The following is a 12,482-nucleotide window of genomic DNA, read 5'->3' on the forward strand; positions in this document are numbered from 1 at the left end:
AAAGAGATTTGAAAGGCCGCCGTATGTAAGATACCGCTGTGCGAGCCTCCTTTCATAAAAATCAATTTGCAGCGAATGAATTGCTTCTGTGATAGGTAGGTCAGCGGGTCGGGTGTTTTCTGCCCGCTGAAAATAAAAAAAGGACGCAGTGAAACGAAAATTTTTTCACGTCACAAGCGTCTTGAAAAACAACTGTAAGCAAATATTGCTGCAATCGGTACTCCAACAGGGGCACGAAAAGTGGGGACCGGTTGCAGAATTTCACTGTACGGTTTCCGAATCCGTTGTGGATGAAGACGGTGGCCCCGTATTACTACAGAAAGAGCGGGGAATGCTCTTTCTTGTTCTTGTACCGAGCTTTATCTGGGTATTTAGTTTCCAAATTATACCATACCATTCTGTTCACCTGCAATAGATTCGATCACTTTTTTCTCATTTAATGAGAAACCTACAGAAAAAGTGTGACCGCACAGTGCGTAATGGAGGGGAACTTGTAATTATTGATAATTCTGTGACGAAATATTTGTGAAAGAATTACTAATCCCATGATTTCGGGCTTTTCCAGCGATCAAACAAGGAAGAATCTTCATAAAAAATTATTATATTATATGTAAAATAGGATGGATTTTTAATGATGATTTTGATATAATCCACAATAGATGTCCAATCGTTTATCCTAACAAAGGATAACTGGTTCAATAGATTCCTTAAAATTATAGGAGGTAGAAGAATGAGTCATAAGTATGTGTACCTGTTTTCGGAAGGAAACGGCAGCATGAAAAACCTGCTGGGCGGCAAAGGAGCCAACCTGGCAGAAATGACGGTACTGGGAATGCCCGTACCGCAGGGTTTTACGATTACAACGGAAGCCTGCACCCAGTATTATAATGACGGAAGACAGATCAATGAGGAAATTCAGGGGCAGATTTCTGAATATTTGGCCAAGATGGAAGAAATCTGCGGCAAAAAATTCGGCGATGTCAAAAACCCGCTGTTGGTTTCCGTGCGTTCCGGCGCCCGTGCTTCCATGCCCGGCATGATGGATACCATTCTCAACCTGGGTCTCAATGATACCGTGGTGGAGGGTCTGGCCGCACTGACCAGCAATCCCCGCTTTGCTTACGACTCCTACCGCCGATTCATCCAGATGTTCTCCGACGTTGTGATGGAGATCCCAAAGAGCGACTTTGAGCGCGTGATCGACGCGAAGAAGGAAGAGAAGGGTGTCAAGCAGGACACCGAGCTCGACACCGAGGACATGAAGGACCTGGTCGTTCGCTTTAAGGCTTTGTACCGCGAGAGAAAGGGAACCGATTTCCCCACTGAGCCCCGCGTACAGCTGATGGAAGCTGTAAAGGCCGTGTTCCGTTCCTGGGACAACCCCCGTGCGAACGTATACCGCCGCATCAACGAAATTCCGTATGACTGGGGCACCGCGGTCAACGTGCAGTCCATGGTGTTCGGCAACATGGGCAATACCTCCGGCACCGGCGTTGCGTTCACCCGCAACCCTGCTACCGGCGAGCGCAAGCTGTTCGGTGAGTACCTGATCAACGCACAGGGCGAAGACGTTGTGGCCGGTATCCGCACTCCCGAGCCGATCGACCACCTGAAGGACACTCTGCCCGAGGTTTACACCCAGTTCGCAGAGACTGCTCAGCGTCTGGAAGACCACTACACCGACATGCAGGACATGGAGTTCACCATTGAAAACGGCAAGCTGTATATGCTGCAGACCAGAAACGGCAAGCGCACCGCGGCCGCTGCTCTGAAAATCGCCGTAGACCTGGTGGAAGAGGGCAAGATCAGCACCGAAGAAGCGGTTTTGCGCGTAGAGCCCAAGCAGCTCGATTCGCTGCTGCATCCCCAGTTTGATCCCGCCGAGCTGAAGAAGGCTCAGGCGATCGGCAAGGGCCTGGCAGCATCCCCCGGAGCGGCCTGCGGCCGTGTGGTGTTCAGCGCCGAAGACGCCAAGGCGTGGAGCGACAAGGGCGAAAAAGTTGTTCTCGTTCGTCTGGAAACCTCCCCTGAGGATATTGAGGGTATGGCAGTTGCACAGGGCATTCTGACCGTTCGCGGCGGCATGACCTCTCACGCGGCGGTTGTTGCGCGCGGCATGGGAACCTGCTGCGTATCTGGCTGCGGTGAGATCGCCATGCACGAGGCAGAGAAATACTTCACCTTGGGCGGCCAGACCATCCGCGAGGGCGACTATATCTCCATCGACGGCAGCACCGGCAGCATCTACGGCCAGGCGATGCCCACCGTGGAAGCCTCCATCTCCGGCGACTTTGACAAATATATGCACTGGGCGGATCAGGTACGCCGTCTGCAGGTTTACACCAATGCCGATACCCCCCACGACGCAGCTCAGGGCAAGGCGTTCGGCGCGCAGGGCATCGGCCTGTGCCGTACCGAGCACATGTTCTTTGAGGGCGACCGCATCAAGGCGATGCGCGAGATGATCGTTGCCAAAACCACGGATGCCCGCCGCAAGGCGCTGGCAAAGCTTCTGCCCTACCAGCAGAGCGACTTTGAGGGCATTTTCGACGTGATGGAAGAGCTGCCGGTCGTCATCCGCTTCATCGACCCGCCTCTGCATGAGTTCCTGCCCACCAAGGAAGAGGATATCAAAGAGATTTCCGAGGAGCTTGGCCTGACTGTTGAAGAGCTCAAAGAGGTTATCGCGAGCCTGCACGAGTTCAACCCGATGATGGGCCACCGCGGATGCCGCCTGACGGTTTCCTATCCGGAAATCGCAGAGATGCAGACCACCGCTGTGATCACCGCGGCGATCAATATTTCCCGCAAGAAGAACATCAACATCGTTCCCGAGATCATGATCCCGCTCGTCGGCGAGGTCAAAGAGCTCAAGTTCGTAAAGGATGTCGTTACCTCCACCGCGGATAAGCTCATCGCGGAGTCCGGCATTTCGATGAAGTATGAGGTCGGCACCATGATCGAGATTCCCCGTGCCGCTCTGACCGCGGACGAGATCGCGAAGGAAGCGGACTTCTTCAGCTTCGGTACCAACGATTTGACCCAGATGACCTTCGGCTTCAGCCGTGATGACGCCGGTAAGTTCCTCGATTACTACTACGAGAATAAGATTTACGAGTCCGATCCCTTTGCCCATATCGACCAGAAGGGCGTTGGCAAGCTCGTGGAAATGGCGACCGAGAAAGGGCGCGCGGCAAACCCGCACCTGCATGTCGGCATTTGCGGCGAGCACGGCGGCGATCCCACGTCTGTGGAATTCTGCCACCGCACCGGTCTCGACTATGTTTCCTGCTCCCCCTTCCGTGTTCCGATCGCTCGCCTGGCTGCTGCTCAGGCTGCGATCAAGGAAAAGAGAGCCGCTGCGAAATAAAAATAAAAAAATGCGGTCAGCAGCGCCTTTGCGGCGCCAGTGACTCTTGCATTACTCCGCATCCGTAAAATCAACGAACAGGGTGTGTGCCTCAGAAGCTTCGGCTTTTAGGGTACGCGCCCTGTTTTTTCCTTTGCGCAGAACCAAAAATCCGCGTCAAAAAGGGCAGGATACGTGAAGGCGCCAAATGTGCTTTTTGGAATAAAATAGGGAAACGCCATCCTTTTCCAGTCGCTTACCCGCGATTTGCCAGAATGATTACAGTTCCGTTATTCTCATTGACTTTTCATTTTTGTTCCCGTAATATATCGTCATATTATACAAGCAGCTTTGTTAATACCGGGAAGAAGGTGTTCAGATATGACGAATATCCGTCGTTGTTTGGCTGTAACACTTGTCGCATTTTGCACTTTTGTGTCAATGACGACAGGCTGTTCTCCGAATCAAAAATCAGTGGGAGTGACCGAGGTATCCAATGCGCAGGAAGCCCCGCAGACCGTGGTAAAGCCGGCCGGTCAAAGCATAGGGAAGCGCTTTGCCGCAAAGCCCGCAAAAAAGCCCCTGGTGGATCGCGGAAGCTTCAGCACGTCTTTTTTGACCCTTCAAAAAATGTACGATCTCGCCGCTGTTCCCACGTATGACGGATATAATCAGGCCACGCATCCCAAAATTCTGTATTTCCCCAAGCGCTGGAACGGGTATGAATACTGGATGTCTGTTACACCGTACCCTTTTGGAAATGATGATTATGAAAACCCCTGCATTGTCACCTCAAATGACGGGAAAACTTGGGTAATGCCCGCCGGGCTGAAAAACCCGATTACAGGAGTTCCCTCCGATGTGAAGATCGGCGCGCACTATTCCGATTCCCACCTGGTGATGTGCGGCAATAAAATGGAGATGTGGTACCGCTATAATAAAGGAAATCCAAAGACGAATCGTGCGGACTCCAGCACGGATTATTATTACCGCACCGTCAGCAAAGACGGTCTGAACTGGTCCGTGCCGCAGTTGATGCAGAAATCCAACAAGGGCCTGATCAGCCTTGCCGTCAACTATGAGGATAAAAAGTATGAGTTCTGGTATACCACAGCTCAAAAACGGCTGATGCATGCGGAAAGCGTTGACGGAGCGACGTGGAGTGATCCGCAGCAATGCTCCATCGAGCTGCCGGAAGGATACCTGCCGTGGCATCAGGATATGATCCACTATCAGAGCGTTTATTATCTGCTCCAGACAGGCATTCGGCAGAGGGATTATTCTTTCGCGCTGTTCTTGTCCAAATCCACCGACGGAATCCATTTTACGAAGGGTGTGCCGTTCTACCCGAGCGACAACCCGGTGATCCTGCATAAAACCTGGCTGTACCGCAGCACCGTATACGCGGACGGCGACACGCTGCGCATGATGATCTCGTACCGTCTGCCGCAGAAAAAGTGGTACATGGCCGCAGCCTCTGTTTCTGTTCAGCAGTGGAACGATGCGTGCGATTTGCAGAAGCCTTTGATTCTGCCGGACCCCACAATGAAAGCGCCGGCGCAGAAAAAAGCGGAAGAGAAGACTCCGCAAAAGATCGTTCCAAGTCTGGCCGCACAGATGGCGTCGAAAAAAATTCTTGCATAAACTCTTCCCCGCCCGGAATGTCGGAACATTTTATTGTTTCGGCGTCCCGGGCGGGGTTTTCTTTTGGATACACAATATGGTATAATCTAGTAAATTCTGCGGAAAAAGTCGAATTACCGCGAATGTGTTGAGCGAAAGGGGAGTTACCATGCTCTGGAAAGAAAAATATATGCTTGGGGTTCCGCTGATCGACGAGCAGCATCAGGAGCTGTTTCGGCGTGTGACCGATTTTGTTGAGATCGTCAGAAAGCCGGTTCCATGGGAGCAAAAGACCGAACGGGTCAATCAGACCTTGGATTTTATGAAGGATTATGTGGTTACACATTTTCGCGATGAGGAAAACCTGCAGCGCGAGCTGGGGTATCCTGAGCTGCCGTCGCACAGAAAGCTGCATCAGGAGATGGTGGCCTATGTGCTGGACGTTTCGCGCCAATATGAGGAAAATGGCTATCAGGAGCAGCTGATGCAGCAGTTCGCGGGGCGTCTGTTGGCCTGGCTGATCAACCACGTGGCCTCTGAGGATCAGAAGATCGCGAATTTTGCCAAAAGGAAGGAGCAGGAAGCTCATGAATAACACACTGCACCTTTCTTTTTTTGAAGCAACCCGCGAGGTGTTCGAGCTGATGCTCGATCTGCAGAAGATTTCGGAAAGCGCCATTGCGCCCGGGGAGGATGCCTGCGGCAACCTGTCTATTTCCATCGGCGTGACCGGCGATTTAACGGGGGATATTCTGTACACGTTCCCGAAAGAAACGATGCTTGAAATGGTGCGCATCATGACCGGTGGGATGGAAGTGAACGAGGTAGACGACTTTGTCACCTCTGCGATCGGTGAGATTTCCAATATCATCAGCGGCAAGGCAATGATCGCTTTGTCGGAAAAGAATGTCACCTGCGATATTCTTCCGCCGAAGGTCATTAAAAGCGAAGAGGGCGTATGTGCTTATCCGGTGGATTCCAACACGAAGATCAATACCGAGATCGGCAGCGTCGGCCTTGAGGTTCGCCTGCAGAGCAAATAACAACATATACAGAACAAAGCACCCTGAGCCGGGGATACGAACCGGCTCAGGGTGCTGTTTTTATGTTATTCGGATGTGTTCGGCTTCTCTTGGTCTTCCTGTGACGCAATAGAAGGAATGTGTATATTGAAGTACAGGCTCAACATCCGGATACTCACCGTAAGGAGTACACTGAGCAGTACGGCGACAGACTGCGGGACCTGTGTCCGGGCTAAGTAATACAGCAGTCCGCCCGCCACAGAGGCCAGAGCATAAATTTCGCGCCGCAGGATCACGGGAATCCGCTGTACCAGTATGTCGCGGATCATGCCGCCGCCCACGCCGGTGAGCATAGCGACAAAGATGCACAGGAAGGCTTCTTTTTCATACCCGGCAGAAATCGCTGCGTCCACACCGATTACGGTGAATACCGCCAGGCCCAGGGCATCAGAGATATAGTAGCTCCAGGTGTAAATGGGGCTTCCGCCGCTCACAAACCGGCGGAAGCGGCCGAGCGCCAGCAGAAGGAATGTAGTGATCGATGCAACGATTAAGTAAATGGGATTCACCAGTCCGACGGGGGGAGACACCCCTAGAATGATATCGCGCAAAACGCCGCCGCCGATCGAAGTGGTGACGGACAGCAAAAAAATCCCAAAATAATCCAGCTTGTGCTGCATGGCAATAATGGCGCCCGAAATCGCGAAAGCCACTGTGCCGATGACTTCAAACACAAGCAAAAGAGCGGTTGGCATATCGTTTCCCCCTCAGCGCAGGCGGCGTATCCGTCTGATCGCTATGTTATGCGTTAATTGAAAGCAGTGTTCCTTCCCCAGACGTCAGGAAAGCCGCGCAGCCGCAAAATCGTTTGATTCGCGGGACGCGTACTTTGGTCAAATCAGGCCCAGATGCCGCAGGCCTTTTTCAATTCCGCCGCAGAGCATGGAATCCGTTATATAATCGGCAACGGCTTTGGCTTCGGGCACACCGTTTTCCATGGCCACGCCGACCCCTACGGTTTTCAGCATGGTCACGTCGTTCGTGCCGTCGCCGAAGGCCACCGTATCTTTCAGTTCAATTCCGGTATGCTGGCAGAAAAAGCGGATGGCCTCGGCTTTGTCTTGATTTGGGAAGGACAGATCGCCCGAGTGGCCGCCTGGGTGCAGATTCAGCACCATCGAACCGGTAAACGCCGGTCGGCACCTCTCATAGTGACCCTGATCGGTAAAGATGCAGTCCACAGCGCCGGCCTGTACCTGCTCCGGTTCCCAGTCGGTGACGATGTAATCCCCCAGATTGTAAACCCGATTCAAAAGCGCGGTCATTTCAGGGGTTAAATTCCGGCCCCAGCCGTGGCGCATGCCGACAAAATTATAGGAAACGCCGAATGAATCGAAATGCTCCATGATTTCAAGCACGCGCTCGGGTGGGAAGAATTTTTGCAGAATCGTTTCTCCCTCGTATACCACATGGGTGCCGTTCATCGCAATGTAACTTGTAAAAAAGTCCCCGAACATCTTTCGGATGAACGGTTCCTGCCGACCGGAGCAGATGGCCACCCCGTGCCCGTTTTGCTTTGCAAGCTCAATGGCCTGCAGTGTTCCGTCCGGCACAAAATATCCCTCTTTGCCGGAGGCAAGCAGGGTTCCGTCTATGTCAAAAAAAATCATTTTTTTCAGTGGAATCACTCCTTACGGTGAATTTTATCGCGCCGTTATCATTATACCGCCAGAAAAACAGCATCGATTGTTCTCCGTAGAAAAGGCGGCAAGAAAACGCTGCTTTCGGCAGAGGGCTTGTTCGGCTGCTTCGCGATACATAATTGCAGGGCGCGGCGGAAACAATAGACCTTGAAAAATCGGAAAGGATCTGAATCCATGGAATATATCAAGGCTTTTGTGGTAGGCGGTCTGATCTGCGTGGTCGGTCAGATATTGATCGACAGAACAAAGCTGACCCCCGCCCGGATTTTGGTGATGTTTGTCACGCTCGGCGTCATTTTAACGGCGGTTGGCTTGTACGAGCCGCTGGTGCAGTTCGCCGGTGCCGGGGCCACAGTGCCGCTGTCCGGGTTTGGCTACGCGATGGCCAAGGGGACGGAAGAAGCGGTGCGCGAGCATGGCCTGCTTGGCGCGCTGATGGGCGGCGTTACCTCCAGCGCTGCGGGAATCGCGGCCGCAGTATTCTTCGGTTACCTTGCGGCGCTCATTGCAAAGCCGGGCGATAAGTCGTAACAAAACAAAACGGGCAGGAACGGGAACAAAAGCTCCTGTTACCCTGCCCGATTTTTTGCTTTCACTTACTGGATGGAGTAATCCAAATAATGCTCCAGCTCTTCTTCGTCCTTTTTCTTCTTTTCAAGGAACAGAAGCGTGGTCGTGACGATAGCAGCTACCGCAACGGCAGCGGAAACAATTCCAAGGATCAGTGCCAACGTATTGTTTTTCCTCATTACAAAACGCCTCCAAAAACAAATTAAGCTTCCCTGTGTTCATTCAATTCATCTGTTTGTCTTTATGATACCCAAAAATCACGCAAAAGTCAATTCACACGCAATCTGTAATGAAAAAGTAAAAAATACCACTCTCTTCCCGGCCGAAGCAGGAAAAAATCCAATCATCCTTCACGGTTTGTGATGGATTCGAATCACAAGGGAAGCGGACGAATGTGAAAAACGGTATTCTGAAAGTAAAAAAAGCAGAGCACAAAGCTCTGCTTTTCAATACAAAGATTTAGAAAACAACCTGCATCAGGACGCACTGGTTGTGTTCAGCTTGCGGGCAAGGGCAGACTTCCTTCTGGCGGCGGTTTTTTTGTGAAGGATTCCTTTAGCAGCAGCTTGGTCAATCTTCTTTATCGCAATACGAACAGCCTCCGCCTTGTCCTCAGCCTGAGCCTCAAGAGCAAGGTTGGCCTTCTTAATCTCTGTTTTCAAAGCAGAATTGATCGCTTTGTTCTGAAGAGTCTTAGTCGCGATTACCTTAACGCGCTTCTTGGCTGATTTAATATTCGGCATAGTCACACCTCCTTTGTCGCATCTGTCATGTAACAGAAATCTTAGCATAAAAAAAGAAAAAATGCAAGAATTTTTTCTTACTTTTCGCAAAGCCTTAATAACTTAATGAGTATATCACAAGAGAGGAGAAAATGCAATGATTTTTCGCACGGATTTGGCGATTGAAGCCACCGAAACGATTACGCATCCGTTCCCGGATATTTCACAGACCGAGGAGCAGCACGGCAGCTGTAAAATTACGCGCATCCGGGTAGAGGGGCCAGAGGGAGCAAAGCAGCTGAACAAGGAAATGGGAAATTATGTTACTCTTGAAATGCCCCCGATTTCAGACACGGTAGATCTGGAGGATGAGTGTCAGGAGCTTTTGCGCAAGGAAATCTCGGCTCTGCTGCCGGAGGAGGGCCTTGTGCTGGTGGCGGGGCTTGGCAACCGGCAGATTACGCCGGACGCGCTCGGCCCGCAGACAACGGCGCGGGTGCTTGCCACACGGCATATTAAAGGTGAACTTGCGCGGGTAACAGGGCTGACCGGCCTGCGCGGCGCAGCGGTGATCACTCCCGGCGTGCTGGGCGATACCGGTCTTGAAACGGTGGAGTTTTTGCAGGGAATCTGCAAGCAGCTGCATCCTAGCGCAGTTGTGGTGATCGATGCACTTGCCGCGCGCAGTCTGGCCAGACTTGGCTGTACCGTGCAGCTGAGCGATACCGGTATTTCCCCCGGCGAGGGAGTGGGAAACCTGCGCCCGCGCATCGACCAGCACACGATGGGCGTGCCGGTGATCGGCATCGGTGTTCCCACCGTGGTGGATGTGGAAACACTGGCGCTCGATTTGTTTGGGGGCGACCGCATCCGCACAGAGCGGAGCGAAGAAAAGCTGACGCCGCGCGGCGCGCGCATGGTGGTCACGCCCAGAGAGATCGATCTGCTGGTATCCAGAGCCGCCCAAATGCTGGCCATGGGAATCAACCGTGCGCTGAATCCAAGCCTTTCTGTAGAGGATCTGACAATGCTGACCGCACCGTAAGCGAAAGGTATATCCCCAAGCGTTGACGCATACCAATAGATAGAGTCTGTTTGGGGAGAAGCATATGAAGATTATCAATTTCAAAAAGAAAAAAAGAGGCGGAAGCTCGCCGCTGCGCAATGCGGCGGCTCTGGTGGTTGCCGTGATTTCCGTCGCCTGTTTTATCTCACGCCTTGGGCCGCAGGTGCTGGCCCAAAGAGAAGCGGCAGCGCTGGCTGCCGCCGGATTCATTATGCCCGACGGCGCGACGGCGCTTTTGCGTACAGGCCTTACGGAAGAGGATATCGATCAAAATCCTGAAACGGAGCACAACCAGCCGGAGGAATCCTCCGAAGCGGTGCGCGACCCGGCAGAGGTTGAGAGCTCCTCTCCCTCTTCTTCAGCGCAGGAAAGCAGCTCGCAGACCTCGTCGGCACAAAGCCAGGCGCCCGCGGTCAGCGGCTCCGGCGCACCGATTCAAGAGCTGGCGATTCAGAACTCCGGCGTACAGTATGGGAATATTTTTGTAAAAAATACCAACCAAAATCACAAAATTGACATTAAAGCTGAATTAGAAAAACAACCTGCGGTCAAAATACAAACAGACAGCAAGCCGCAGGTGCTGATTTATCACACGCACACGACGGAGGCTTATTTGCTGCAGGAGGCCACTTCGGTTCCGGCCGGTTCCGAAAGCAGAAGCACAGACGGTACCCGCAGTGTGGTGATGGTGGGCAACGCGATCGCAGCACAGCTGAAAGCGGTGGGGATCGGCGTGGTGCACGATACGACCATCCACGATTCCCCGGCATACAATGGCTCCTACAACCGTTCGAAGCAGACCATGGCCAAAAATTTGAAGCAGTATCCCAGCATTCAGGTCACTCTGGATATTCACCGCGATTCTATGACGACCTCGAACGGAACACGGTATAAGCCCACGGCAGTGATCAACGGAAAAAAAGCGGCGCAGGTCATGATTTTATCGGGCTGCGACGACGACGGTACCCTCGGGTTCCCGGACTGGGAATATAATCTGCGCCTGGGCGTGCGGGTTCAGAAGCAGCTGTCGGATTTGTACCCAGGATTGGCGCGGCCCCTCAATTTCTGTCCGCGTCAATACAATCTGAATATGACAAAGGGGTCTTTGCTGGTCGAAGTCGGTACCGAGGTCAACACGCTGGACGAAGCGGTTTATTCCGGCGAGCTGTTCGGCGCGGCCCTTGCCAAAACGCTTTTGGGGCTGAAGTAAATCCTCTGTCTTATATTGTATAACCGGTCATTTCTTCCTCTTCTTCGGCAGGGGAAGAAATGACGTCTTTTCAAGTGGTATTTCAAATCAAAAGGAGAAGCAATCGTGAAGGATGTGAAAGAAAGGCGCTGCTTTTGGGCGTCATTTTTTACAACGCTCTGCCTGATCATGTTGGTGTGCGGAATTATTACCGTAGATTACCAGACCGCGCGGGTCGGCTTTGGGCAGAGCCAGCCGCTGATTCAGGTACTGGTGAGCGAAGAGAAAACCAGCCTGAGCATCCATGTTCTGGGAGCGGGCGGAGAATGGGATATTACCGCGCTGGATCAATGGGTTCAGAACGCGGAAAACGTGGTGGTAACGGCTGTGGAAGAGGGTCAGAAGCTCCTGGAACAGATTCCGTTACAAAAAGCTTACAAATAAGTTCAAAGATTGCTTTTTACGACGATTTTTGCTATACTGATTCGTGTAAAAAAGACAGCAGGCTTTGGAATACAGGACCAGTGTAGGAATAATCGATGGAGGAATCGCGCATGTTCAGAAGAAAACAGGTAATGGTGTCTATGCTGACGCTGATACTGGGCTTTTCCCTCATTTGTACACCGGTTCTGGCGACCTCAACGGAGCCGGCCACAAGTGGACAAGGCCAGTCTCAGACAAACCCGGGTGACACGGGCTCCGTACCGGGCAGCACGCCGGGGCAGCAAAGCTCTTCGGCTCCGGCCAGCAGCGCGCCGCCAGCTCAGGAATCTTCTTCCGCTGTAAGCAGCAAACCGGCAAGCTCGTCTTCCTCTCCGGCGTCCTCCAAGACGACGTCGTCCCGCAGTACTTCCTCCAAATCGACGACAAAGAAAAAGGTCGTGTCGTCGCAGGCTTCTTCCTCTGAGATTTCCAGCAGTGAGATCGGGGAGTTCTGGGGCGTTTCAGAGGTTTCTTCTTCTGGCATTTCTCTGCCGCCGGCCGGTTCAGTCAGCGAGGTGGATAATCTGATCGCCTCAGGCGTGGAGGTTCAAACGCCGAAAACCATGAACTGGTGGGGGGTTCTCTCCTGGGCACTGATCGGCCTTGGGATTCTGATCGTTGTGATCGTATTGCTCAGCACTCTTCGCAGACCGCCTCCGGGTGGGCCGGGCCGCAAGCGTTATCGCCGCCATCCGTTCCCAACGAAGAAAAAGCGTCTGCTCAACGATAAATACTATCGTAATAAATACTATTAA

At 52.5% G+C, this 12,482-nt stretch carries 13 protein-coding genes; 9 read left to right on the forward strand and 4 right to left on the reverse strand.

What is annotated here, in order from left to right; genetic code table 11:
- Window positions 1-730 precede the first annotated feature (730 nt).
- From ppdK to TY09_RS05620, 4 genes are all read left to right on the forward strand, one after another.
- Window positions 731-3,370, forward strand: a complete 2,640-nt coding sequence (gene ppdK, locus TY09_RS05605) for a pyruvate, phosphate dikinase (protein ID WP_042431834.1) — start codon at window positions 731-733, stop codon at window positions 3,368-3,370.
- Between the two features lie 360 nt (window positions 3,371-3,730).
- Window positions 3,731-4,993 (forward strand): hypothetical protein, encoded by a 1,263-nt coding sequence (locus tag TY09_RS05610; protein ID WP_207739191.1) that lies wholly within the window; start codon window positions 3,731-3,733, stop codon window positions 4,991-4,993.
- A gap of 148 nt (window positions 4,994-5,141) precedes the next feature.
- Window positions 5,142-5,567 carry a bacteriohemerythrin gene (locus TY09_RS05615; RefSeq protein WP_042431840.1) on the forward strand — a complete coding sequence of 142 codons (426 nt, stop codon included), beginning with the start codon at window positions 5,142-5,144 and terminating at the stop codon, window positions 5,565-5,567.
- A complete protein-coding gene (locus TY09_RS05620) occupies window positions 5,560-6,015 on the forward strand; it encodes a chemotaxis protein CheX (protein ID WP_042431842.1) in 456 nt (151 codons plus the stop codon). The genes TY09_RS05615 and TY09_RS05620 overlap by 8 nt, the downstream gene beginning before the upstream one ends.
- 65 nt (window positions 6,016-6,080) lie before the next feature.
- On the opposite strand, the gene TY09_RS05625 is transcribed toward TY09_RS05620, so the two are convergent.
- Both TY09_RS05625 and TY09_RS05630 read right to left on the reverse strand, forming a co-directional pair.
- Entirely contained in the window at window positions 6,081-6,749 is a 669-nt protein-coding gene (locus TY09_RS05625) for a trimeric intracellular cation channel family protein (RefSeq protein WP_042431844.1), read from the reverse strand.
- A 138-nt stretch (window positions 6,750-6,887) separates the two neighbouring features.
- On the reverse strand, window positions 6,888-7,664 hold the full coding sequence (locus tag TY09_RS05630; protein ID WP_042431846.1) for an HAD family hydrolase: 777 nt from the start codon (window positions 7,662-7,664) through the stop codon (window positions 6,888-6,890).
- 207 nt (window positions 7,665-7,871) lie between these two features.
- Here TY09_RS05630 and spoVAE point away from each other — a divergent pair, with 207 nt between their 5' ends.
- Window positions 7,872-8,228, forward strand: a complete 357-nt coding sequence (gene spoVAE, locus TY09_RS05635; protein ID WP_009060624.1) for a stage V sporulation protein AE — start codon at window positions 7,872-7,874, stop codon at window positions 8,226-8,228.
- Window positions 8,229-8,293: 65 nt separating this feature from the next.
- Here the strand turns inward: spoVAE and TY09_RS18575 are convergent, their stop codons facing one another.
- Together TY09_RS18575 and rpsT are read right to left on the reverse strand one after the other, a co-directional pair.
- The gene (locus TY09_RS18575; protein WP_009060536.1) at window positions 8,294-8,446 is read right to left on the reverse strand and encodes a hypothetical protein; all 153 of its coding nucleotides are present in this window, start codon (window positions 8,444-8,446) and stop codon (window positions 8,294-8,296) included.
- Between the two features lie 297 nt (window positions 8,447-8,743).
- Window positions 8,744-9,010, reverse strand: a complete 267-nt coding sequence (gene rpsT, locus TY09_RS05640) for a 30S ribosomal protein S20 (RefSeq protein ID WP_020074269.1) — start codon at window positions 9,008-9,010, stop codon at window positions 8,744-8,746.
- 136 nt (window positions 9,011-9,146) lie between these two features.
- On the opposite strand from rpsT, the gene gpr reads away from it, so the two are divergent.
- The 4 genes from gpr to TY09_RS05660 all read left to right on the forward strand — a co-directional run bounded on the left by gpr (window position 9,147) and on the right by TY09_RS05660 (window position 12,482).
- Window positions 9,147-10,034 (forward strand): GPR endopeptidase, encoded by an 888-nt coding sequence (gpr, locus tag TY09_RS05645; protein ID WP_042431849.1) that lies wholly within the window; start codon window positions 9,147-9,149, stop codon window positions 10,032-10,034.
- A gap of 64 nt (window positions 10,035-10,098) precedes the next feature.
- Window positions 10,099-11,265: a stage II sporulation protein P gene (gene spoIIP, locus TY09_RS05650; protein ID WP_042431851.1), complete on the forward strand. Its 1,167-nt coding sequence runs from the start codon at window positions 10,099-10,101 to the stop codon at window positions 11,263-11,265.
- 105 nt (window positions 11,266-11,370) lie between these two features.
- Window positions 11,371-11,688 (forward strand): hypothetical protein, encoded by a 318-nt coding sequence (locus tag TY09_RS05655; RefSeq protein WP_042431853.1) that lies wholly within the window; start codon window positions 11,371-11,373, stop codon window positions 11,686-11,688.
- Window positions 11,689-11,798: 110 nt separating this feature from the next.
- The gene (locus tag TY09_RS05660) at window positions 11,799-12,482 is read left to right on the forward strand and encodes a hypothetical protein (RefSeq protein ID WP_042431855.1); all 684 of its coding nucleotides are present in this window, start codon (window positions 11,799-11,801) and stop codon (window positions 12,480-12,482) included.

This window comes from Faecalispora jeddahensis (genome assembly GCF_000577335.1).
Classification (GTDB): domain Bacteria; phylum Bacillota; class Clostridia; order Oscillospirales; family Acutalibacteraceae; genus Faecalispora; species Faecalispora jeddahensis.

Bases quoted from the DNA above. Each gene is read 5' to 3' on its own strand.
- TY09_RS05630 (WP_042431846.1), bottom strand. From the start codon at position 7,664: ATGATTTTTTTTGACATAGACGGAACCCTGCTTGCCTCCGGCAAAGAG.
- ppdK (WP_042431834.1), top strand. From the start codon at position 731: ATGAGTCATAAGTATGTGTACCTGTTTTCGGAAGGAAACGGCAGCATG.
- TY09_RS05610 (WP_207739191.1), top strand. From the start codon at position 3,731: ATGACGAATATCCGTCGTTGTTTGGCTGTAACACTTGTCGCATTTTGC.
- rpsT (WP_020074269.1), bottom strand. From the start codon at position 9,010: ATGCCGAATATTAAATCAGCCAAGAAGCGCGTTAAGGTAATCGCGACT.
- TY09_RS18575 (WP_009060536.1), bottom strand. From the start codon at position 8,446: ATGAGGAAAAACAATACGTTGGCACTGATCCTTGGAATTGTTTCCGCT.
- gpr (WP_042431849.1), top strand. From the start codon at position 9,147: ATGATTTTTCGCACGGATTTGGCGATTGAAGCCACCGAAACGATTACG.
- TY09_RS05625 (WP_042431844.1), bottom strand. From the start codon at position 6,749: ATGCCAACCGCTCTTTTGCTTGTGTTTGAAGTCATCGGCACAGTGGCT.
- TY09_RS05620 (WP_042431842.1), top strand. From the start codon at position 5,560: ATGAATAACACACTGCACCTTTCTTTTTTTGAAGCAACCCGCGAGGTG.
- TY09_RS05615 (WP_042431840.1), top strand. From the start codon at position 5,142: ATGCTCTGGAAAGAAAAATATATGCTTGGGGTTCCGCTGATCGACGAG.
- spoVAE (WP_009060624.1), top strand. From the start codon at position 7,872: ATGGAATATATCAAGGCTTTTGTGGTAGGCGGTCTGATCTGCGTGGTC.
- TY09_RS05660 (WP_042431855.1), top strand. From the start codon at position 11,799: ATGTTCAGAAGAAAACAGGTAATGGTGTCTATGCTGACGCTGATACTG.
- spoIIP (WP_042431851.1), top strand. From the start codon at position 10,099: ATGAAGATTATCAATTTCAAAAAGAAAAAAAGAGGCGGAAGCTCGCCG.